The sequence below is a fragment of the Sporomusa malonica genome, from assembly GCF_900176355.1.
GTDB lineage: Bacteria > Bacillota > Negativicutes > Sporomusales > Sporomusaceae > Sporomusa > Sporomusa malonica.
Genome location: NZ_FWXI01000016.1, coordinates 101,425 through 122,891 on the forward strand (window position 1 = coordinate 101,425; position 21,467 = coordinate 122,891).

The window sequence follows — 21,467 nt, forward strand, 5'->3', positions numbered from 1 at the left end:
GGGGACTTTATGAAAAATATAGGAATATTGACTTTTCATGCTTCGCATAATTATGGTTCTGTTTTGCAAGCATACGCATTGTCCAAACAACTTATGCTGATGGGGAATCAAGTCGAAATTGTAAATTTGCGTGTTGAAAAACAAAAAAAAAAATATAAGATTTTTAGAACACAGACTGGTATAGCAGGTGCGATCCGAACTGCATTTACGGCTCTAATTTATACTAAACTTAAAAAACGTTTTGATAAGTATGAAGATTTCATTGCTAACACATTGCCGACGACAAAAAAACAATATACAACAGGTAAACAATTAGCAAAAGAAAACTTTGACTATGATACATATGTTTGTGGCAGCGATCAAATATGGAACCCAGCTTGCCCTGACTTTGATACAGCGTACTATTTAGATTTTCTTAAAAACAATGTCAATAAAATAGCTTACGCCCCAAGCCTGGGAAAAACAAAATTTGATGAGCAGACAGTAAAACGTATATCCCAATTATTGAAAAACGTTAATCATATTTCTGTCAGAGAAAAACAAGGAGCTGAATTCTTAAGAACACTGACTAATAAAAGTATTGAGGTCGTATGTGATCCTGTTGTTCTACTAGAAAAACAATGTTGGGAAGAAATTATTGTTGAACCAAAAGTTAAAAAACCGTATATCCTATCTTACTTTTTATCAAACAATCACGGTGATAGAAGCATGTTGGATTACTTACAACAAAAAACTGGCTTCGATGTAATTGTTCTAAATGAATATATTCGCGATTATTTTAAACCCTACCAGTACGCTATTGATGCAGGGCCTGGTGAATTTCTTGGGCTATTTAAAAACGCGTCTTTGATATATACAAATTCCTTTCACGGCACCGCTTTTTCTGCAATATTTAATAAGCCATTTTTTACTTCTGTTGCTAAGGACGCAAATGCTGCCAATAATAATGATAGCAGGAAATTTGATTTTTTAGAGAAGCTTAACTTATCACATCGGATAATTACCGATACACTACCCGATATAGAGACTATCTTGAATCTCGATTATAAAGAAGTGAATCGAAAAATGCGGGAATTTAGAAAACATTCATTAACATATTTACAAAATGCAATTTCGAGCTGCTAAAAAGTTTAATGGAGTGAAAATATGCCAAAAGTATCAATTATAGTACCTGTCTATAATGTACAAGAATATTTACGAAGATGCATAGACTCAATCTTAAAGCAGACCTTTACCGATTACCAACTAATTCTTGTAAATGATGGTTCGCCGGATCAATGTCCGGCTATTTGTGACGAGTATGCAGCAAGTGATAAGCGAATAGAAGTAATACATAAAAAAAATGGTGGCTTAAGCAGTGCGCGATTAGCCGGATTTCAATTGGCAAAAGGAGATTATATATGTTTTGCTGATAGTGATGATTATTTAGACGAATGTATGATTGAAAAACTGTACTCATCTTGCGTCAGCGAAGATGCCGACATTGCATTATGTGGCTATTACACAGCAAATGATAATCAAGCTAAAGCGCATAAGTTGCCATTTGATACGAATATAATTCAAAAAGACGAAATAACCAGTAATTTTGTGCTTCCAATAATTGGACATATTTATTCGCTCGGCTATATTAATTTGCCGGGTTTTTTGTGGTTACGACTTTTTAAGAAAGAAATATTAGATAAAAAATGCTTTGTATCTGAACGGGAATTTTACACGGAAGACGTTATTTTCAATTTACTTATTGCTCCTAAATGTCAAAGAATTGCTATCGTTAATATACCTTTATATTACTATTGGCAAAATTTACAATCGCTCACAAATAAGTATAGAAAAAACTTATGGAAATTGTTATTAAATCGCTATTATTTTTATGTCGATTATTGTCAACAAAATAAGCTAAGTGAAAAAGCTAAAGATCGCTTGGATTTTAATTTGTTTGGCAGTATTTCTTTTGGTATTGAAAATGCATGTAGAATTACTAATGATAAGAATTTGTCATTGGCTGAAATTAAAAGTATTCTTGACCATTCGGAGACTACCAGACTATTTAAACGAATTAAGAGTAATTTAATGACACAAGGTCAAAAATTATTTTACTTTATGTGCAAATATAAAATGTATCAGGTGTTATACCATTATAAAAAATTAAGAATGAGTAGGTGAAGGGATGCCGGTAATTAGTGTGATTGTGCCAGTGTATAAAGCGGAAAGACATCTAATTAAATGCATAGATTCAATTCTTGCTCAAACTTTTTCAGACTTTGAGCTGATTTTAGTGGATGATGGTTCCCCTGATAGCTGTCCGGGCGTTTGTGATCAATATAGGGAAAAAGATACTCGTGTAAAAGTAATACACCAGAACAATAGTGGAGTCAGTATTGCACGGAACGTAGGAATTTACCACGCCCAAGGCGATTATATTGTATTTGTCGACAGCGATGACTATGTTGGCAAAACTTATCTTGAAAGGCTTTATAAAGGATATGAGTTAGAGGCAGATATTGCTATTTGTGGTTATTATACTGTTTATAATAACCAGCGAGATTTAGCATGTATCGATGAAACATTGCCTGCTGAATACTTAGGAGTAATTAAAGATTGTTTTAAAAACATTATTAAAAATAGGTTGCTTTATTCACCCTGGAATAAGATGTATAAATTGAAAATAATTAAAGAAAACCATATTCTATTTGACCCCAATATGTCACTGGGTGAAGACTTGTGTTTTAATATTGCTTATTTATATTTTTGTAATAACTGCTTTCTCTGCAATTTACCTTTGTATCACTATATAAAATCAAACTCTTCGCTTAGTAGGATTACTTCTATTTCTTATTTTACTATCCAAAAACATCTTTATACAGTAATAGAGGAATTCATCTGTAAAAAGAACATTGATTATGATTTATCAAATGAGATCGGTAGTTTACTAAATGATACAATTGGTAGTTTGGCGATTTTAAAAAACAATAGCAATAAACATTTAATTAAGGTTCAAATGAGGAAAATTCTGCAGGATTATTTGGTAAAAAAATATACAGAAAAAATTCCATCAAATATAAATTTGGCAAAGATACTAACTTATCTCTTATTAAAAACTCAATCTATTACAGTAATTTTGACTTATTTTACAATCAAAAATAAAATTGGAAAAATGTTTAACGAGGACAGATGAGTTAATGCGAACATATAATACGCTGAGAAATACCGGGTTTGCTATTGCGGTGCAGCTTCTAACCCAAGTTTTAGGCTTTGTAAACCGAACAATCTTTATATATTTTTTAGGAATACACTATCTGGGTGTAAGTGGTTTGTTCAGCAATATACTTATGATTCTTTCGTTAGCAGAATTAGGTATTGGTTCAGCAATTGTTTTTAATCTTTACAAACCTTTAGCTGAAAAGGATATCACCAAAATAAAACAGCTGGTGAATTTCTATAAAAAAACATACCGGATTATTGCCACTATTATCTTAATATTAGGTATTTCGTTAGTTCCTTTCTTGGATATACTCATTAAAGATAAGCCAGATATACCTGATTTGGAAATCATCTATTTATTATATCTCGCAGGAACAATATCAACATATTTTTGCGCTCATAAAAGGTCATTAGTGATTGCTGATCAGAAAGAATACATAAATACACTGAATAGACAAGTATTTACAATTATTCAAGCTTTTGTTGACTGCATAATTTTAGTGTTTACTCATAATTTTATTCTATATTTATTTCTAAGAGTCATTATAACAACATTATCTAATATCAGTATTAATATGAAGGTTGATAAACTCTATCCATACTTGAGTGATAAAAATATATCCCCAATAAATGATGCTGAAAAAAAAATAATCTATAAGCATATGAAAGCCATGATGTATCATCAATTAGGCGGTGTTGCAGTATTTGGAACAACTAATATTTTAATCGCAGCTTTTGTTGGCGTAGCTTATGTCGGATTATATTCTAATTATTTATTAGTTACTGGAACTTTAATAACTGGTATCGGCTTATTGTTTAATTCTGCAACAGCAAGTGTTGGACATCTAAATGCTACATCAGACAAAAATAAAAGCTATGATGTTTTTAAGAAGATGTTTTTTTTAAATGCTGTTTTATATTCAACGGCAACAGTATGTTTATTGAATTTACTAAATGAATTCATTAATTTGTGGCTAGGTCAAAGCTATATGTTAGACAGTTTTTGTATCAACTTAATAATTGTTAATTTTTATATAATGAATGTTCGTCATGTTGTCATGATATTTAGAAATACTATGGGGCTATTTTATGAAGATCGTTATCGGCCTCTAATCGTTGTTGTCGTTAATTTGGCTGCGTCCGTTCTTTTGCTAGATGTAATCGGATTTCCTGGTATACTGTTAGGATCTTTTATTAGTACAGCTGCCATTACCCTTTGGTGGGAACCGTATATTTTGTATAAGTATGGTTTTAAACTAAAACTGAAGATGTATTTTATTGAATATTTAAAATTTATAGTTGTCATTTTTGTAGCTGGTTTCATTAGTAATTCATTCTGCCAAAATTTTGAGTCAGCTTCTTGGGGAATTTGGTTTATTAAAGCTGGGCTATCTTGTGCTGTTTCCATAATGACCATATTACTTATTTTTAGGCGAAGTAATGAATTAAAGTTTACGTTCGATTTCATGTTTAGTTTTGCAAGAAGATTAGTTGCACAACTACATGGTTAATTGGGGGCTCGTAATCTGGAGATTTCGGCCCTTAAGTGCAAGGTAAGAAGTTACTTGTCCACTTGCTTGAGTTTCTAATTGCCCTGCCTTGTTATCAAGGTGGGGCTTATTTGTTGCTTGCGAGAAAACTTAGCCCTGTGCTTGAGAAAGCCTCAACAATAGACTAATGATTCTCACAAAACTCTTATATCCGGCATATACATAAAAAGAGACATATAGTCAAAGCCATGTAAGACTCCGGTATGAAATGGATAGAGGGTGGGGGGATTTAAATTGTCAGACCCTAAAATTGATGTCGTTCAAGCTGCAAACAGGGCTAATGAATCCAGAGAATCGAGCATGGCTGCTGAAAACGGAGCAAGTGAAGCAGTTTTAGCGGCTATCTCATATAAACTTTACGCGATAAACTTGACAACGTGGGGAATTTACAATGACGGAACACATCCGAGTGAAACGGAAAAAGGAATAAACGCTGCTATAATTTGGGCGAAAAATAATGGTTATGAAGGTGTATATTTAAAAGAGGGGATGTATTTAATCGAACCAACGTACTATGCTGATCCTGTAAATAAAACCGGCGCGAGAGGGGTCCCACTGCCTTTTCCGGCGTCATCCGTGAAAGGCGGCGAAAGAGGTATACAACCTGCCAGTAATTCTATTTTTGAAATGCACAGGAATTGTATTATAAAGACAAATCCTAATAACGCTCATGTAACTGTTTCGATATCGATATGCGATAAGGATAATGTAACAATAATTGGCGGTCAAATAGCCGGTGACAGAGATACCCATTTATTCACTTACTACGCTGGATATGGAATAGGCGGTATGAATCATGGATTAGTGGCGCAACGGTCAAAAAATATAAAGGTTTATGATACAAAGTTTGTTAATCATGGCGGCGATGGTGTTCTTCTTTTAGACAATATGGGTATGTATCGCATGAATAGCGATATTTACATGAAAAATGTTGTTTGTGATAACAACATGAGACAGGGTATGAGTATTGTTGGTGGCGACAGCATGGTTTTTGAGGACTGCGTTTTTTCCGGTTCTAATGGGCAATCTCCCGAATACGGAGTTGATATTGAGGCGGCTTATTCATCTACCAATATTGTATTTAGACGTTGTAGATTTACTAAAAACAACCGGGGTGGCCTCATTAACGCAAGTGGAACAAACCTTGTATTGGAAAATTGTACGTTTACGCAGGGTTTGGGCTATCATCCAGCTTATGGGATTCAAATAAAGGACTGTACATTTGATAACCAGGATTATGTCGATTACTACAAAAAATATCCGTATCTTTTAACTCCAGGTAAGGCGTATGCAGTTGGTGATAGAGCAAGGTTGGATTATCCGATAACTAGTGAAGGTTTTACTTGCATTAAGGCAGGTAGTACCTCCGGGGCGATGAATAGAAAAAATAATTGGCCCCCAGCAGAAATTCAATCATCTCTGCTAGGTATAGTTTATACTTATGGTACCACTGAATGGGTACATTCAGATAACTTTTATTCATATGGTGATGGTGGCGGGGTTGTTCCATCAGCGCAGCCATTTTTACCAGCGTTGCCAATCAATAGTAGGGAAAACAACAGAGCATACAGCGTAGGCAATCAAGTAAGATTGTCAGATGGAACAGCTGTTGTCTGTACTGTTACTGGAAGCAGTGGAGCATCTGCTCCCAATACAACCGGAAAGTATTTAGGTGATACTATAACAGATGGCAATGTTACCTGGAAAATTGTAGACAATGTATTTCCTAAGACGTATAGGAAAAACTCCGCGGTGTATGCCGAAGGTGATCTTATTTGGTGGGGTGACGATACGATATGGGAATGTGTAACTGGCGGAACAACAGCTGCTGCTGAGCCGACTTTAAAGGATTTGCCTTTTGATGCTATCCTCATTGCTCATGCATCTACATCGCGAATAAAAAAAGTAGCTTTTGATGCTAATGCTCCCGATTGGACGCCAAATATGACTAAGAATCTAAATGACAAAGTAAATATAGCAGGAACGACTTGGCAATATGTATCTAGACAGCCCTACAACATTATCTTCGGGAATTGTTCAACAGGAGATAAAGAACCAAGAGTTACTGACTTAGCAAAAGAACTATTGTTAACAGACGGAACTGTGGTGTGGAAAAAAGGTAATAGCGGCATAAACTGTCCTGTTGCTACAACTTTAGCAGAAAGGTGCATAGTTGAAAATACAAAACTAATGTTAAGCGGTCCGATTGTAAAGGCAACTAATAATCTGGTGATTAACGGCGATTACATGGTAACGGCTAGACAACTATTTAGTACAGGAAATGTAATTAGAAATGATGGAATCCCTACAAAGAAGGTTACTTATGCGGCAAATGAGGGTAATTCTTTAGGGGATATAATACACAATTCAATAATAAATATAGTTCCTGATTTTGACTTTGCGATACCCCAAAAAAGACTAGTTGAAAATCTAGTCATAAAAAATTCAACTATTAATAACAGTAAAGGCATTCTCCATAACTGTACTCTTGTTTTCAGCGAACCAATAGTGGGTACAAATTTAGGCCCGTCAATTAATATGATTGGCGGCGAAATATCTGCGTATTTATACCCTTCAACACGACTTTTTGCGCCCTATCGTTCTCAATTTAGTTTGCAAGGTGTTATTATAAACATAACTCTAAATACTGGTTCCTATTTTTTTAAAGGTTACACAAAAGCAGCAGATGGGTTTTATTCAAAAATTCAAGACTGTATCTTCAATATTACTCCACTGGGAACAGATGTTACGCTATTTTCTCTTGGATATGGTGATGGAAATGTGCAACTGGCCAATAACAAATTCTTTAACAGTGATCACAGCAAATCAATTAATGTAATATTGCCTACAGGAGACGCTGTAAATACATTTAACCGCTGCAATTATTTTGATGTGAACTACTATTCAACAGATATAAACAGCGGCAATAATATTGGTGGATATGCCGTGAGAACAACTGTAGATTCATCAGGTGTTCCGGTAAAAGGTAGTTATGCGTTGGGAACACGAATCATGAACATCACTCCTGCTATCGGTTCGCCTAAGTCCTGGTTGGTAACAACGGATGGTCTTGCCTATTCGAAAACAAGGGAAAACTCCACCGCTTACGCTGTTGGAACATTCGTTAAGTGGCCTTCTGGAAATAACATCTATGAGTGCATAGGCGCCGGCACTACAGCGGCATCCGCTCCGGCAGCAGGACGCGGTACGGTCATCGATGGAACGATAGTATGGCTTTATCGCGGAAATAAAACCGCTGTATTTACAAGTGAAGGGAAGCTATAACTCTCAACATCAAGAGCCACCACATAATAATTGTGGTGGCTCTTGATGTTGAGAGCTGGCTTTTGAAAAAAAAATACATCATGGTAAGAGGGATAAGTCGTCCCTATGTAGAAAAAGGTATATGTAAAAATTTGGAAATAATTTACGAGAAACATCAGTACATGTTCGTCGGTTATAAAAACTTCGGTGAGCGGTATACTTTATTGGAGGAGATTAAGAGTGAAAGTTGTAAAAAACGACTCCAGGATTGCTTTTCTGGATGGGCTGCGTGGTGTTGCTATTTTACTTGTTGTCCTGTTTCATGCATATGCCAATCGGCCAGACCTTGTTCCGTTTGGGGATACGTTCGCTAAGTTTCCCGTTTTCGCTTACGGATGGCTAGGAGTTCAGTTATTCTTTATAATTTCAGGGTTTGTAATATTTATGACACTGGAAAAGTGTCATAGTTTTCAAGAGTTTATTTTGCGCAGATGGCTTCGTCTTTTCCCGGCCATGCTAATTTGTTCTATTATTATTTTGGGGACGGCACCTTTTTTGCCCGAAAGGCCGGCCGGAGTAGTATTCTATCGTGACCTATTACCTGGCCTAACTTTCATTGCACCAGATTGGTGGGCGAAGTTACTTGGATTTCAAATAAGGAGTATCGAGGGCTCTTTTTGGTCCTTATATGTAGAAGTCAAATTTTATGTTATCTTTGGAACCTTGTATTTTGTTGCGGGTTGGCGGAAAGCGCTAGTAGCTCTGATTGGTTTTTTTTGCTTATCAACGATTATCGTGGTAGTAAAAAAAGCTGCTCCTACTTTGGACATGCATCTAATGAGTAAAATATTAGGTCTTGCTGATGCCCGGTACTATGGGTGGTTCGCGGTTGGTGCTCTCTATTATAAATACTTCCGTGAACAAAGAACGACGCTGTTATTATACGCTATGATAATTGGATTCATTTCTGCACTGGTAGAAGTGCAGTGGCATCCAAGATACAGCGGTCTCGGCTGGCAACCGACGTTTTTTGTGATTCTCATTGTTGTATTTTTTACGGTTGCGATTACGAATACGCGAGTACAGGCATTGTTAACTCGTCCTAGCTTACTCTTTATAGGCTTTATTAGTTACCCTTTGTATTTGCTACATGACAATATGATGGTCGCAATGATCATAAAAATGGGTCATCAAATACCCTTAGTGTATGGAATCTTAATTCCTCTGCTTCCGATTGCAATGGTTATGGGGATAAGTTGGTTTGTTGCTAACTATATCGAACCCTGGACAAGGGAACAAATCCGACTACCCTATAATCGACTATGTACATTAATCGGCGCAGTGCGTAGCGTTAACTCTGCGCCTTCGAAACAAGAAATTCTTAAATGATACGTTGGTAAAGTAACACTCTCTCAATATCCTAATTATCTTCAAATGACTTTTATGAAGATAGGCCATCGCGGCGAGTATATGATAGCTTACCAGTCTTTAGAAATCTAACCAATCTGTTATTTAAGGCCAATATTATAAAAGAAACTAGAAGTATACCTCCGCCTACAACTTCTAGTGCAAATACCTGGCGAATAGGGACCCCATAAAAGTGTATTATTTGACCCCAGGGTTCGTAGGGGGCTTTAGGTAAATTCGGTATGAAAGCTGGCCAAAAAAAAATTTTAGGGAAGAACCACATAAGATCAAAAACGTCGTGTATTACTGCACCTATCCAGAGAGCCCAGAGAGTAGTCTTATGCTGGTTGTTTCGTAAAAGTTTACCCACGCTGTAAAGTGAAACTAAAAAGAGAAAGGAATGCCCGAAGCCTTTTCCAAATATGGGTTCAGTGGCAAATAGGATTCTTAAAGGTTTATCAATTAAATCAGGTAAAATGGAGCCAACTAACAATACCCTGTAATCCAGTGAATTAATTCTAAATAACCAAGCTGCGGTTCGTACTATGGAGAGCGTTATTCCCATGTGTCCAAGTGGAAGCATTTAATACACTCCAATCCGGGCTAATTAACAACAGTATAAACGATAAATAGGATTCGTAGTAGTAGAGTTACTTAAGCCAATAGACTACATCTGGTGCTTGAAGAAGGCAGCAGCACCTACAATGATCATATTAAATTTTTGGTGGACGCCCCTAGTGCTACTGTCGCCGAACAGAACAGAAGCAAGGGCGTCTTTCCTATACAAGGGGCTGGGTAAACGCTGAGGGTAAAACACGGCATTTCTTAGTAAAAATAATACACTTATGCAGCCAAAAAAATAGAACCTTCAGGGGCTTTGAACAGTGCAAAGGAGCAATCCAACATTCTTAGGAACATCACTCGGTCATTTTAGGTTAAGATAAGTGCAACTCATGTTCCAAATATTGCATGGATAATTTTGGTAATTTATACTTAGAATAGATTGTTAGGACTCCTTCTATAATTATTTTGGAAGGTTAATTTCAATTAAGGGATAATTATCTCCGAAATAGGTAATAATTACCATTAAGAAAAGCGTATAATGGTGTAGCTTATGAGGTTATGATGCGTCGGGAGGATAGCTTTAATGTCTTTTGCGAATCAAGCTGCATATTTTAGAACTGAGGAGCTGGAGATTAATCGAGAAGAAAGAACCGGTAAGTATCGCTACAAAGTATTTGGTCTTCACATTATGTCCGATATTCAACTGCCTGAGCTTCTTATCGATACTGAGGGGGGAGATAGTTCCTGGGTCAATATTAGTCTTGGCAAAACACCAACCAGCATTTCTGAACCCGTAGAAAAGACTGAAAGCTACCAAATTGCAGCAAACCAATTTCTTTTCCAAGTGCCAGGGGTAGGCTGTTACTATGTCACAAAGGGGAACTCAATCACTGTACAGCCAGCCGAGCACGCAGAGGAATGTTTTGTTCGACTATTTCTACTAGGCACTGCCCTTGGTGCGCTGCTTATGCAACGGAGTAGCTTCCCTATTCACGGTAGTGCCGTGGTTATTAACGGGGGATGTGTGGTTTTTACCGGAGTATCGGGTGTTGGGAAATCAACTCTGTTAGCAGCCTTTAGAGAACAGGGATATTCCTTTTTAACAGATGATGTTGCTGCAGTGATTTTGGATGCTGACGGTGTTCCATGGGTACAGCCCGCCTACCCCCAACAAAAATTGTGGAGAGATAGTGCGGATACTTTAGGCGTCAACACAGTTTCTCTTGTACCCGTCTATAGTGGAGTCAATAAGGACAAGTTTACTATACCGGTGCACAAGCGATTTTGGCAATCACCTATGCCGCTTGTTGCTGTTTATGAACTAGAAGTAGGACAGTCTCAAAATGTAACCATTAATTCTTTTTCGGGTTTAGATAAACTGTCAGTGTTAATAAACCATACCTACAGACCCTGGCTGATTGACGGATTAGGTCTGAAAGTAGCGCATTTTAAACAATGTGCGGCAATAGGAAAGCGAGTGACCGTTTCACGATTGACTAGGCCTGAAGGGGTGTTTTCCCTGGAGGAACAGGTACACCTTGTGAAACAGGATTTAGGGCGAATGTGTGCTGGGGCATATAATATCTAATTCAAACAGGGGGTGTAAAGGTGGTATTACCCAAGGAAATTCTCGATGATACTATTGTTGTCCAAGCCCCAGGGCTTATAGCTGCCGATATGGATGGGGAAACGGTCATGCTAAACATTGAAAAAGGTACTTACTTTGGACTAGATGGTATCGGCAGTCGCATTTGGGAGCTAATTGAAAAGCCGCACACGGTTCGGATGGTGGTGGTAGGCCTATTAAAAGAATACGATGTGGAAGAAAAAACCTGCCAAGATGATGTATTAACATTTCTGAACCAACTTTTTGCCCAAGGTCTTATTCAAATTGATTAGACTGGTAAGAAGATTTTTAGGTTTTTCTTGGCAGGAGCAATGGATATGTGTAGAAGCCTTCTGTCTGACGGGGGTTACGCGGTTAGTTATTTTATTGCTGCCTTTTCGCTGGATGTCAATGGTTTTGGGGAAGCATATGCAAGAATCACCCATAAAGGAGGGTGTTGCAGAGGCTGCACTAGCAGGACTGATTGGCTGGGGGGTTGAAACGGTGAGTCGCTATACGCCGTGGGAGAGTAAATGCCTAGTCCAGGCCATCGTAGGCAAAATGATGCTCCGGCAGTACGGAATAGCGAATACGCTGTACCTCGGAGTGGGCAGAGATGCGGGAAACAGCCTTGTGGCCCATGCATGGCTAAGGTGTGGTGATACGATAATAACCGGCCGTCAAGGGCGGGAACGGTTCACCATGGTTGGTAAGTTTGCTGACCATATGAATACAAAGGAGATGCAGAAAGGAGGTGATACAATATGAAAAAACAATGGTTCGCGCCCAAAATAGCAGAGATTTCAATTAAAATGACAGAAGTACAAGTGAAAAAATCAGGAAGTGGTGATCTTGACAAGCCTGGAATGTCTGATTGGTTTGATTGCCCATGCTGCTCGTAAACTCAGGCACTAAAGCTTCGATGAGAACTTGTAGGATGATGTAGGTTCTAGCTTGGCGCATAGATGGTGGTAGGGCGTTAACTAAGAGGTCCTCTAGTACCATGCGCTGGGCTTGAACCGCTTTTTTGATTGCGCAAGCCTGTGATGCGCCACTTCTTGACTTCACAGGCTTGCGTTTTCGAATCGCAAGGGATGATATGAGTAAGGCGGAAAATTACAGTGGCGCAGGGTGGAATTCTTTGTTATTTAATTGAATTAGCTGAGAAAGAAGGTGACGGACAAGGATATGAGTGCTATATGCGGTATCTTTTACTGCGATGGTAGACCGGTTGCACAGGAAACGGGTGCGGCCATGATGCGGGAGTTGGGCATCTATCAAGCCGATTCTGTGGGCACATGGCAGGAGGGACGAGTGTTTTTTGGCTGCCACGCCCAGCATATAACTCCTGAATCTGTGCAGGAAATACTCCCGTATCATGATGCCCTAGCCGGTTTAACAATTACCGCTGACGCCATCATTGACAATCGGGCCGAGCTTTGCGATAAGCTAGGGATTGACAGTTCTTGCCGCAAAGGAATGCCGGATAGCCTGTTTATTTTAAGAGCTTACCAGAAATGGGGTCAGGACTGTCCGAAGTATCTTGTGGGCGATTTTGCCTTTGCCATCTGGGATAACAAGCGGCAGGAACTGTTCTGCGCCGTGGACCATACTGGGACAAGGACGTTCTACTACTACCAGTCGACCGGTATTTTTGCCTTCTCGACCTTGGTTAGACCGCTATTTGCTCTACCTGGGATTGCCAAACAGCGTAATGAGACCTGGATTGCCGATTTTCTAGCTATGCCTTGTGTAAGTCATCAGCTAGATCCTGAACTGACCCCATATCAGAATATTTATCTGTTGCCGGCCGGGAATAGGCTGACGGTGAGGCCTGACAGGGCAATAAAGCAGGTTTACTGGCAGGTCGATGGGCAGCCTGAATTAAAAATGAAGTCCGACAGCGAATATGAAGAGGCCTTTCGAGAAGTCTTCGGTGAGGCCGTGCGTTGCCGCTTGCGCAGTATTCGTCCAGTAGGGGCAATGTTGAGTGGCGGCCTGGATTCTGCTTCAGTAGCCAGTATGGCCGCCAGGGAATTAGCCGGGAGTGACCAGCGTCTCTTGGCCTTCAGCGCGGTGCCGATGCTTGGTTATCGCGATTGGCTGCCTGCTTATAGCAAGGCTGACGAAACGCCATATATTGAAGCTGTACGGGAGTGCACTCAAAATATAGATGTAACTTACTGCCGCTTTGATGGTAAACATCCTTTAAGCGATAATGACCTATTTTTGGCGATGCTGGAGCAGCCTTATAAGATTTTTGAAAACATGTTCTGGGTTGCTGGCATTATGGCAGCAGCAAAGGAGCGTAATGTTGGTGTCATATTAAATGGAGCCGAGGGTAATGTTACCATTTCTTGGGGATATATTCAGCCCTATTTGCTAACGTTGCTTCGAGCGGGTAGGTGGCGTCAGTTGTATCATGAGAGCTGGGCTACTGCCAGACGGTTTAAGCGCCCGCACAAAGTATTTTTACAATTACTAACGGAGCTGTTGCCCTATGAGATAAGAAGATATATAAATAGAGAAAAAGTTCTAGAATGGTGTAAAAATTTACAGGATTTATCACCAATTAACCCGGATTTTGCACGTCGGGCCTTAGTTCAGGAACGGTTTCACCGATTCGGGTATGATCCATTTTGTGTAAGACCAGTGGACTGTTTAGAAGAACGTAAACAGCGTCTCAGTCCGGATTTGTTCAGTCACGGGGGAGTCTTGTTTACCAAAAAGAGTTTGGCCTACCGAATGGCTCTGCGGGATCCCACCGCTGACAAGCGAGTGATTGAATTCTGTCTTAGTGTTCCGGACAACCAGTATGTGCGGGGCGGCAGGGGACGTTTTTTAATCCGGCGGGCTATGGTTGGGATTTTACCGGACAAAGTTCGGTTGAATGAGATGACGCGAGGCAGACAGAGCGCTGACTGGGTTCAACGCATGCAACCTAGTTGGCCGGAACTGGCTGATGAGATAAGAGGCATTGGCACGCGGGATACTGAAAAGGAGTATCTTGATATCGCCAGAATTCAAAGGGAACTAACAAAGTTCAGGACATTAAAGGATAACGCTGCGGATGATTCCAATTTGCGCATGCTCATCCGAAGTCTAATTTTTAGCCGTTTTTTACGGCAGGAGGAAAGCAGCTAGCGTGGCCAGCGTTCGCGAAATTGGGGTGAGGGATTCATACTATGGAGACGCTTTTTGTTTATATCAGGGATTTATATATTTTGTCCAGAGTTAAGTTTTTGGTTAATTTGCTGCTTATGGTTATGCTTGGGATGCTGGAAGGGATAGGTGTATTAATGATTATCCCGTTATTAATGGTGACCGGCATTATTCCAGGTATGCAAGCTAGCAGTGACTGGGCTTTTGGGCTGGATCAGTTCTTCCAAAATATCGGTATGACATTAAGCTTGCCGCTGGTACTAGTGATATATACAAGCATTAATTTTGGACAAAGCTGGCTGCAACGTTGTCAAGCAATGCTTAATTTTGATCTTCAGCAAGAATTTGCTGTTTCCTTATCCATAAGGCTGTTTCGGGCGGTAGCTTATGCAAAATGGCAGCTTTTAATGTCTAAGGCGAAATCAGATATTACCAACGTCATACTCTCGGAACTAACGCGTGTCTATTACGGGATGAATATATTTTTACAAATGGTAGCTACGGCGCTGATTACTATAATACAAATCAGCATTGCTTTTATGTTGGCTCCCGGTCTGACTTGTTCTGTGTTGGTTGGCGTCTGTGTTTTGTTTCTGTTTTTACGCAGTTTTTATATGGAATCACGTAAGATGGGCCAAGATATCACGAAATTAAATAGCGATTTACTTTTTACGCTTACCGAGCACTTAAACGGAATCAAGGACATAAAAAGTAATGGTATTGAGTCAGCTCAGATGAATAGCTTTATCAGGACCCGTAATATGATGAAGAAGAATCTCAGCAGGTATAATAAATTACAAACTCGGGCAGACATGTACAACAAAGTGGGGGCAGCTATTTTTATTAGTTTATTCTTGTTTAGCTCTATTGAGATATTTCAGCTCAATCCCCAGCAATTGATATTGGTTTCTGTAATCTCGTCCCGCTTGTGGCCGAAGCTTGCTTCTCTGCAAATGGGGTTCATGAATATACAAACTATGTTGCCTGGTTTTCGAGCCGCCAAGGAATTGGAAAGTCAGTGTCTTACCGCTCAGGAAGATCTTCCGCAAGATGAGGACGGCGGCAGGATAGAATTGAAAAACGGGGTAGAATTTCATGATGTATCGTTTTACTATGAATCAGCACGTGCGAAATATGCTCTAGTAAATGCGGATTTTGTTCTTTCTGCCGGAACGACCACCGCATTTGTTGGTGTTTCCGGTTCAGGTAAAAGCACTTTAGTGGACTTATTGATCGGGCTGTTGACACCTGTAAAGGGAAATGTTCTGGTTGACGGTGAGCCATTGTCGGAACATTTGCGACCTTGGAGAAATTCCATCGGCTACGTACCCCAGGATCCATTTTTACTCAATGCAAGTATTAGGGATAATCTGTTATGGGCTTGCCCAGATGCCTCAGAGGACGGAGTGTGGGAGGCTTTGCGGCTAGCCGCCATTGACGCTTTTGTCAACAGTTTGCCGGAGGGCCTTGATACCGTTGTGGGCGATAGGGGTGTGCGCCTATCTGGTGGCGAACGGCAGCGTATTGTACTGGCAAGGGCTCTTTTAAGAAAGCCATCGGTTCTTATCTTAGATGAAGCCACAAGTTCTCTGGATGCGGAAAATGAAAAACGGATTCAACAGGCTATTGAAAACTTGCAGGGCAAGCTGACTATTGTTGTTATCGCGCATCGAATATCCACTATCCAGAATGCTGATAAGATTCTTGTACTGGAGCAGGGGCAGATCGTGGAACAGGGCAATTATCAGTCGTTGATAAGTAATAGGGTTAGCCGGTTTCACGCATTAGCCTGCTCATCTACTGAGTGAATCATGCACGGCATTCAACCGGCGTAGTATTGAATGTTGGCAAGGTGCATGAAATGTCAACAACAGTATCACGAGGAGGAGCGTGGATGAAAGGTTTTATAAAAAATATCTCTTGGTTAAGGTACTTGGTAAAAAAAATGTCACTGAATTGTCTAGTGCTAATAGCCTTTGCGGCTATAGGTCAACAAGCCGAAGCTGCGGTGATAACGTATTACTATTCTGAGCACTGTGAAATCTGTAAAGCATTCGAACCAGCTTGGAATGAATTTGTCGCTAATGAATCTGCTAATCACACTATAAAGAAAAAATCTACAATGGATGCCGATAATTTACAAGAATTAACTCAATTGGCTCAGAATATTAGAGGCCGTTTGAATCCAAGTATTCCTAGTATATACATAGAATTTGAGAATAAAACACCAATACTGCTAATGGGCAGTAAGGAGGTCCCGTCTCTCTACCAGGCGGTAGAACCAGGTACCTCAAAAACTATTAACTTTGTCGCACCCATCCAAGCTGCAACTCAGTCTAATATAACCTTACTTCTACCTGTTACATTTGCTGCCGCCGCTGATGCAGTGAATCCCTGTGCAATATTCGTGTTTATCTTGGCCGTAAGTTACGCTACTATTTATTCGGGTAAAAGAAAGGCAATATTATATGGCATTACTTTCGCAGTCGCGCTTTATCTAACGTATTTTATAGCTGGCATGGCCGGAAAGGTTGTTATTAGTAGAATATTTAATAATGCTAATGCAATTACATTAATCATGTCTTGCAGCCTATTTATTGTAGCTGGCTTTCACGTAAGAACAGTATTTTTTCCGCAGCAAACAAAATTTAGCGAACTATCTGACTCGACAAAAATGAAGCTTGTTAAACAGGCTGAAAAATGTGTGTCAGTAGGTGGTGCCGCTGTATCAGGTGCACTGTGCGCAATGATTGAACTACCTTGCACAGGTGGGCCATATGCCTTTGCCCTCTCCCTCCTGGCTAAACAATCGATGTATGAAAGCGCGCTGTGGCTTGGCTACTATAACCTAATTTTCATATCCCCTATTTTAGTGTTACTATGTATCTTAGTTATTTCTCCTGAAAAAGTGGATATGTTTGAGCAACTGCGAAATAAGTATAGGCGACTGCTACACTTAGCTATGGCTTTGTGCTTAACCGCTGCTGGTACCTGGGGGTTATGGCATTATTATTAAACTGCTTTATGCTGGAAAACCAGTTTACCTGGTGCTTTTGTTGCGCATGCTGAAACAAGTGCAACTCCTGAGGAATAACTTGTTTAGAAATCAATGTTAACATTATGCAGTTGATGGCACTATTTGTTTTTTAGACGATAGTGCTTTTGTTGTGTGCCCAGCAGGTGAATCAGCCTTAAGATCAACTCGCGCTGGTATAAATGCAACTAGTGTTTAAGATCTTGTATGTAAAAAAATGGAAACATATAATGGTTTATATATTGAGTTTTTCGCTAACTTGGCCGGAAAACGTGATGTCAGTTGATAGGCAGATAGAGCTTTTAGTCAAGCATTTTATGAAATTACAGGTAATGAGTCCAAAGCGGACTAACAGTACTTACTGGAAGGTTGGAGGTGCAGGGTAATGACACAATACTTGATCAACGAGAATAGTTAGTTTCTCAAGGCGTTGATCTGGTTGCCGCAGATATGGACGGGGAAGCCAAAAGAACAGGAACAAGATTTGGATGTACGCCAATTGTCAGAAAGGTGGTGAATTTTGATGCTTAAAAAGGAATGGTGCAAGCCGTATGTAAAAGAACTCAATATATTGAAGACGGAATTTTCATTCGATAATTTGCTTTCTAATACAGCCGTAGCAGGGGTGTTCCTCTTGGGCAGGGGGGAGCATCATGAAGTAATCGCTATTTCCTAATCTTAAGGTCCGGTATCAACTCCCGCTGATTTAAGAGCAACTTGTGTCACAAATCTTGCTAGGCAAAATATGGTAATTTATAATATGTTTAAAGGATATTTATTTAGTGGCCAAGCCGTCTATTAAGGAGATGAGGAATGCGAAAGAAACTGCTGATATGTATAAACGAAGTAAGCTTAGCGGAAAAGGCATTGGCCAAAATGACTCAGATGGCTTTCTACAAGTCGGGTCGAAAGGATTTTACAGCCGATGAATTAAGCGAATTCACTAATAACTATATGCAACTGGGGTTGCTTGAATACAGTCTACATAAACTAAGATTAGAATTAACAGATTGGCTCAAGACAAAGAATACGATTGAAGGAGAGAAGACTGAGCAAGACCCCTAATAAGTGGGGGAAAAAGGAGATGGTTTGGGTGATTCAATACAAACTGCCAAGAGAGGCAGGGAGAATTGAGCGCATATCTGATATGCCCTTTGTAGAAACATCCAGAGTGTGGGTATGCACGGATTGCGGGGTAAAAGTCTTTCACTGTAAAACGGTTTCCCGGCCTCAATACCAGTGTTTATGTGGCGGACAGAAGTGGAAACGATCAATAAGAGTCATACAATAAAGGTAGTGAGGGCATGATCAAAAAAAGCGTTTCTGTTCTAGTAATCTGTGAGGTCAGGCAGTATCGTGAAATTAAAATGGCATTATCTGATGCTATACTAGACACTTGCTTTAGTTTGTGGTGTGTTGGCAGATTGCAAGAAGGCTTAAAGGTGTTGGATCAAAGTGCAATTGATGTTGTCCTGTTAGTTTTTGCACTCTCAGATAGCCATGGGATAAGCGGCCTGATGAAGATCAGGAACCAGTATCCCGATGTACCGGTGGTTGTAATGGTTGAATCAAGTGATGCGGCGGTAGCTATTAGTGCGGTGCGGGACGGAGCTCAAGATGTCTTAGTTAAGCAGGAAGTTCTTGGAAGCGCGTTAGCGCGGTCGTTACTTTATGCTATTGAACGGCAGCGGATAATAAAGGATTTGCAGACAGCGTCTTTGTTTGATGAGCTTACAGGTTTATATAATCGGCGGGGATTTATGAATTTGGCCAGGCATTATGTACAGGTTTCAGGACGTTCAAGGCGAGGAATGATATTGTTTTACGCCGATTTGGACAAGCTGAAGTTCATTAATGACAATTTGGGGCACCAAGTGGGTGACGAGGCGATTATTAGTACAGCACGCATACTTAAGGGTGTTTTCCGAACTTCTGATATTGTCGCTCGTATTGGCGGCGACGAATTCGTTGCATTGGCATTAGATGCCGATTCTGTCTTTGCTACAAATATCTTGGAGCGATTAAAAGCGAAGGGGAAAGACAGCAGTCAGTCATATCTGCTATCGCTTAGTGTCGGATATGCTTTTTATGATCCTGAGAACCCGTGTACAATTGAAGAACTGCTGGCCAAAGCCGATAAGAATATGTATGAAGATAAACTGGCCAAGCGGAATGAAAAGAAAAAGTGTTATAATGGGCGACAATTAAGCACAATTAGGAAAAGAGGACAGTACAACTGTTGAATCAGCGGGTGTACTGTCCTTTTTCTGTGATTAAACCAGGATAGTTATGGTAAAAAGCCACCCAAAATCTATGGGCGGCTTTTGGCGTACAATTCTCTTTAGTTTTGTCTAGGAGTTCTTAGGCTGAAAAGTATGGCAGTTCGTTTGATCACTTTGGCGGGCGTGTGCGCCGCCGCCATCAACATTCACCTCAATAGCGGAAGCATCACAATGCTCGCCGCTTTTCCAAAACCTGCAGCTGGATACGGTACATTTTACTCCTGGTAAAGACATCTGTAATCACCTCCTTGGAAATTGCAATGATAGTATTTCACCATATAAAGAAATCATGCATGGTATAATCGATAAAATACACTGTTGACAAATCAAGAATCGGCTAGTATAATTTAAATTCCAGTGCCGGAGTGACGTAATTGGCAGACGTAGCAGACTCAAAATCTGCCGGGGGTGACCCCGTGTCGGTTCGAGTCCGACCTCCGGCACCATTTAAACTATCGGGGCGTGGCTCAGTTTGGTAGAGTACCTGGCTTGGGACCAGGGGGTCGCAGGTTCGAATCCTGCCGCTCCGACCAATTACTAACTTTTATATTGATAGATTAATAGTTGGATGATAGATGTACAATTCTTGTGGGACTATAGCTCAGTTGGTTAGAGCGCTACGTTGACATCGTAGAGGTCACTGGTTCGAATCCAGTTAGCCCCACCACTCCAATAAAATACAGTTGACATAGTATGATTAACTATGATAATCTGTATAAGCTGCATCAAGCGGCTAGCGGTCCCGGGGTAAAGCGTACCATCAATGGTACACCCGTGACACTAGTGCATCCATGCACGTCGTTCCTTGAAAACTAAACAATGTAAGTAATGCATCATAAAAATGCCAGATGTATAGTGGTTAATAACCACGTCAATCTATTAACGGATGCGGAAGTAGCTCAGCGGTAGAGCATCGCCTTGCCAAGGCGAGGGTCGCGAGTTCGAATCTCGTTTTCCGCTCCAACAAATAACGAGCCGATAAAACGGCTTCAATATAATGTAGTCACTGTGTGACTTTGAACATATGCCTGTCTCATCTAATTAAGAAGCAAGTCTTTCTAAATATAGATAGCGGCAGGGATAGCAGAGTCGCATATAGACGGCATACTTTTTTATTGGAGAGTTTGATCCTGGCTCAGGACGAACGCTGGCGGCGTGCCTAACACATGCAAGTCGAACGGAGTAAGCAGCAATACATACTTAGTGGCGAACGGGTGAGTAACGCGTAGACAACCTGCCTCTAAAATGGGGACAACACCGCGAAAGTGGTGCTAATACCGAATGTGGTATCTCGGTTGCATGACCGAGATAAGAAAGATGGCCTCTACATGTAAGCTATCGTTTAGAGATGGGTCTGCGTCTGATTAGCTAGTTGGTGAGGTAATAGCTCACCAAGG

18 protein-coding genes, 4 tRNA genes and 1 rRNA gene are annotated in these 21,467 nt (G+C 40.1%); 21 read left to right on the forward strand and 2 right to left on the reverse strand.

All coding sequences use genetic code 11. From position 1 onward, the window contains the following. Positions 1-9: 9 nt before the first annotated feature. From B9A22_RS17050 to B9A22_RS17075, 6 genes are all read left to right on the forward strand, one after another. On the forward strand, positions 10-1,125 hold the full coding sequence (locus B9A22_RS17050) for a polysaccharide pyruvyl transferase family protein (protein ID WP_084577153.1): 1,116 nt from the start codon (positions 10-12) through the stop codon (positions 1,123-1,125). Between the two features lie 21 nt (positions 1,126-1,146). Beyond that, positions 1,147-2,163 (forward strand): glycosyltransferase family 2 protein, encoded by a 1,017-nt coding sequence (locus tag B9A22_RS17055; RefSeq protein WP_084577154.1) that lies wholly within the window; start codon positions 1,147-1,149, stop codon positions 2,161-2,163. 4 nt (positions 2,164-2,167) lie between these two features. Beyond that, positions 2,168-3,175, forward strand: a complete 1,008-nt coding sequence (locus tag B9A22_RS17060) for a glycosyltransferase family 2 protein (RefSeq protein ID WP_084577155.1) — start codon at positions 2,168-2,170, stop codon at positions 3,173-3,175. A 4-nt stretch (positions 3,176-3,179) separates the two neighbouring features. Beyond that, on the forward strand, positions 3,180-4,712 hold the full coding sequence (locus B9A22_RS17065) for a lipopolysaccharide biosynthesis protein (RefSeq protein WP_084577156.1): 1,533 nt from the start codon (positions 3,180-3,182) through the stop codon (positions 4,710-4,712). A gap of 273 nt (positions 4,713-4,985) precedes the next feature. Further along, entirely contained in the window at positions 4,986-8,036 is a 3,051-nt protein-coding gene (locus tag B9A22_RS17070; RefSeq protein WP_084577157.1) for a right-handed parallel beta-helix repeat-containing protein, read from the forward strand. Positions 8,037-8,255: 219 nt separating this feature from the next. Beyond that, positions 8,256-9,404, forward strand: a complete 1,149-nt coding sequence (locus B9A22_RS17075; RefSeq protein WP_176215563.1) for an acyltransferase family protein — start codon at positions 8,256-8,258, stop codon at positions 9,402-9,404. Positions 9,405-9,456: 52 nt separating this feature from the next. Here B9A22_RS17075 and B9A22_RS17080 read toward each other — a convergent pair whose 3' ends face one another. Next, the gene (locus B9A22_RS17080; protein ID WP_084577159.1) at positions 9,457-10,005 is read right to left on the reverse strand and encodes a metal-dependent hydrolase; all 549 of its coding nucleotides are present in this window, start codon (positions 10,003-10,005) and stop codon (positions 9,457-9,459) included. A gap of 564 nt (positions 10,006-10,569) precedes the next feature. On the opposite strand from B9A22_RS17080, the gene B9A22_RS17085 reads away from it, so the two are divergent. From B9A22_RS17085 to B9A22_RS17125, 10 genes are all read left to right on the forward strand, one after another. Continuing rightward, a complete protein-coding gene (locus B9A22_RS17085; RefSeq protein ID WP_084577160.1) occupies positions 10,570-11,574 on the forward strand; it encodes a hypothetical protein in 1,005 nt (334 codons plus the stop codon). 20 nt (positions 11,575-11,594) lie between these two features. Then, positions 11,595-11,885 (forward strand): lasso peptide biosynthesis PqqD family chaperone, encoded by a 291-nt coding sequence (locus tag B9A22_RS17090; protein ID WP_139796291.1) that lies wholly within the window; start codon positions 11,595-11,597, stop codon positions 11,883-11,885. Then, complete coding sequence (locus tag B9A22_RS17095) at positions 11,878-12,360, forward strand: lasso peptide biosynthesis B2 protein (protein WP_084577161.1); 483 nt, start codon at positions 11,878-11,880, stop codon at positions 12,358-12,360. The genes B9A22_RS17090 and B9A22_RS17095 overlap by 8 nt, the downstream gene beginning before the upstream one ends. Continuing rightward, entirely contained in the window at positions 12,357-12,494 is a 138-nt protein-coding gene (locus tag B9A22_RS25530; protein ID WP_176215564.1) for a hypothetical protein, read from the forward strand. Before B9A22_RS17095 ends, B9A22_RS25530 begins: the two co-directional genes overlap by 4 nt. A 286-nt stretch (positions 12,495-12,780) precedes the next feature. After that, positions 12,781-14,736 carry an asparagine synthase-related protein gene (locus B9A22_RS17100; RefSeq protein ID WP_084577162.1) on the forward strand — a complete coding sequence of 652 codons (1,956 nt, stop codon included), beginning with the start codon at positions 12,781-12,783 and terminating at the stop codon, positions 14,734-14,736. A gap of 41 nt (positions 14,737-14,777) precedes the next feature. Then, positions 14,778-16,562, forward strand: coding sequence for an ABC transporter ATP-binding protein (locus tag B9A22_RS17105; RefSeq protein WP_084577163.1), 1,785 nt, complete (start codon positions 14,778-14,780; stop codon positions 16,560-16,562). A gap of 53 nt (positions 16,563-16,615) precedes the next feature. Further along, positions 16,616-17,770 (forward strand): thioredoxin family protein, encoded by a 1,155-nt coding sequence (locus B9A22_RS17110; protein ID WP_139796292.1) that lies wholly within the window; start codon positions 16,616-16,618, stop codon positions 17,768-17,770. A 541-nt stretch (positions 17,771-18,311) separates the two neighbouring features. Further along, positions 18,312-18,464: a hypothetical protein gene (locus B9A22_RS25535; protein ID WP_176215565.1), complete on the forward strand. Its 153-nt coding sequence runs from the start codon at positions 18,312-18,314 to the stop codon at positions 18,462-18,464. Positions 18,465-18,601: 137 nt separating this feature from the next. After that, positions 18,602-18,853, forward strand: a complete 252-nt coding sequence (locus tag B9A22_RS17120; protein ID WP_084577166.1) for a hypothetical protein — start codon at positions 18,602-18,604, stop codon at positions 18,851-18,853. Positions 18,854-19,092: 239 nt separating this feature from the next. Next, a complete protein-coding gene (locus tag B9A22_RS17125; protein WP_084577167.1) occupies positions 19,093-20,031 on the forward strand; it encodes a GGDEF domain-containing protein in 939 nt (312 codons plus the stop codon). Positions 20,032-20,139: 108 nt separating this feature from the next. Here the strand turns inward: B9A22_RS17125 and B9A22_RS17130 are convergent, their stop codons facing one another. Continuing rightward, positions 20,140-20,304, reverse strand: a complete 165-nt coding sequence (locus tag B9A22_RS17130; RefSeq protein WP_084577168.1) for a DUF1540 domain-containing protein — start codon at positions 20,302-20,304, stop codon at positions 20,140-20,142. 125 nt (positions 20,305-20,429) lie between these two features. Between B9A22_RS17130 and B9A22_RS17135 the strand changes: the two genes are divergently transcribed. The 5 genes from B9A22_RS17135 to B9A22_RS17155 form a co-directional block, all read left to right on the forward strand. After that, positions 20,430-20,516, forward strand: a tRNA-Leu gene (locus B9A22_RS17135). A 10-nt stretch (positions 20,517-20,526) separates the two neighbouring features. Next, positions 20,527-20,603 (forward strand) — tRNA-Pro (locus B9A22_RS17140). A 57-nt stretch (positions 20,604-20,660) separates the two neighbouring features. Further along, a tRNA-Val gene (locus B9A22_RS17145) sits at positions 20,661-20,737 on the forward strand. Positions 20,738-20,958: 221 nt separating this feature from the next. After that, positions 20,959-21,033, forward strand: a tRNA-Gly gene (locus tag B9A22_RS17150). Positions 21,034-21,182: 149 nt separating this feature from the next. Next, positions 21,183-21,467: ribosomal RNA gene (locus tag B9A22_RS17155) — 16S ribosomal RNA — on the forward strand; the annotation flags it as partial.

What these genes read in the sequence shown, in the direction of transcription:
- B9A22_RS17055 (WP_084577154.1), top strand. Translation starts at nt 1,147, where the DNA reads ATGCCAAAAGTATCAATTATAGTACCTGTCTATAATGTACAAGAATAT.
- B9A22_RS25535 (WP_176215565.1), top strand. Translation starts at nt 18,312, where the DNA reads ATGCTTAAAAAGGAATGGTGCAAGCCGTATGTAAAAGAACTCAATATA.
- B9A22_RS17105 (WP_084577163.1), top strand. Translation starts at nt 14,778, where the DNA reads ATGGAGACGCTTTTTGTTTATATCAGGGATTTATATATTTTGTCCAGA.
- B9A22_RS25530 (WP_176215564.1), top strand. Translation starts at nt 12,357, where the DNA reads ATGAAAAAACAATGGTTCGCGCCCAAAATAGCAGAGATTTCAATTAAA.
- B9A22_RS17050 (WP_084577153.1), top strand. Translation starts at nt 10, where the DNA reads ATGAAAAATATAGGAATATTGACTTTTCATGCTTCGCATAATTATGGT.
- B9A22_RS17110 (WP_139796292.1), top strand. Translation starts at nt 16,616, where the DNA reads ATGTCAACAACAGTATCACGAGGAGGAGCGTGGATGAAAGGTTTTATA.
- B9A22_RS17130 (WP_084577168.1), bottom strand. Translation starts at nt 20,304, where the DNA reads ATGTCTTTACCAGGAGTAAAATGTACCGTATCCAGCTGCAGGTTTTGG.
- B9A22_RS17060 (WP_084577155.1), top strand. Translation starts at nt 2,168, where the DNA reads ATGCCGGTAATTAGTGTGATTGTGCCAGTGTATAAAGCGGAAAGACAT.
- B9A22_RS17125 (WP_084577167.1), top strand. Translation starts at nt 19,093, where the DNA reads ATGATCAAAAAAAGCGTTTCTGTTCTAGTAATCTGTGAGGTCAGGCAG.
- B9A22_RS17080 (WP_084577159.1), bottom strand. Translation starts at nt 10,005, where the DNA reads ATGCTTCCACTTGGACACATGGGAATAACGCTCTCCATAGTACGAACC.
- B9A22_RS17120 (WP_084577166.1), top strand. Translation starts at nt 18,602, where the DNA reads ATGCGAAAGAAACTGCTGATATGTATAAACGAAGTAAGCTTAGCGGAA.
- B9A22_RS17100 (WP_084577162.1), top strand. Translation starts at nt 12,781, where the DNA reads ATGAGTGCTATATGCGGTATCTTTTACTGCGATGGTAGACCGGTTGCA.
- B9A22_RS17065 (WP_084577156.1), top strand. Translation starts at nt 3,180, where the DNA reads ATGCGAACATATAATACGCTGAGAAATACCGGGTTTGCTATTGCGGTG.
- B9A22_RS17085 (WP_084577160.1), top strand. Translation starts at nt 10,570, where the DNA reads ATGTCTTTTGCGAATCAAGCTGCATATTTTAGAACTGAGGAGCTGGAG.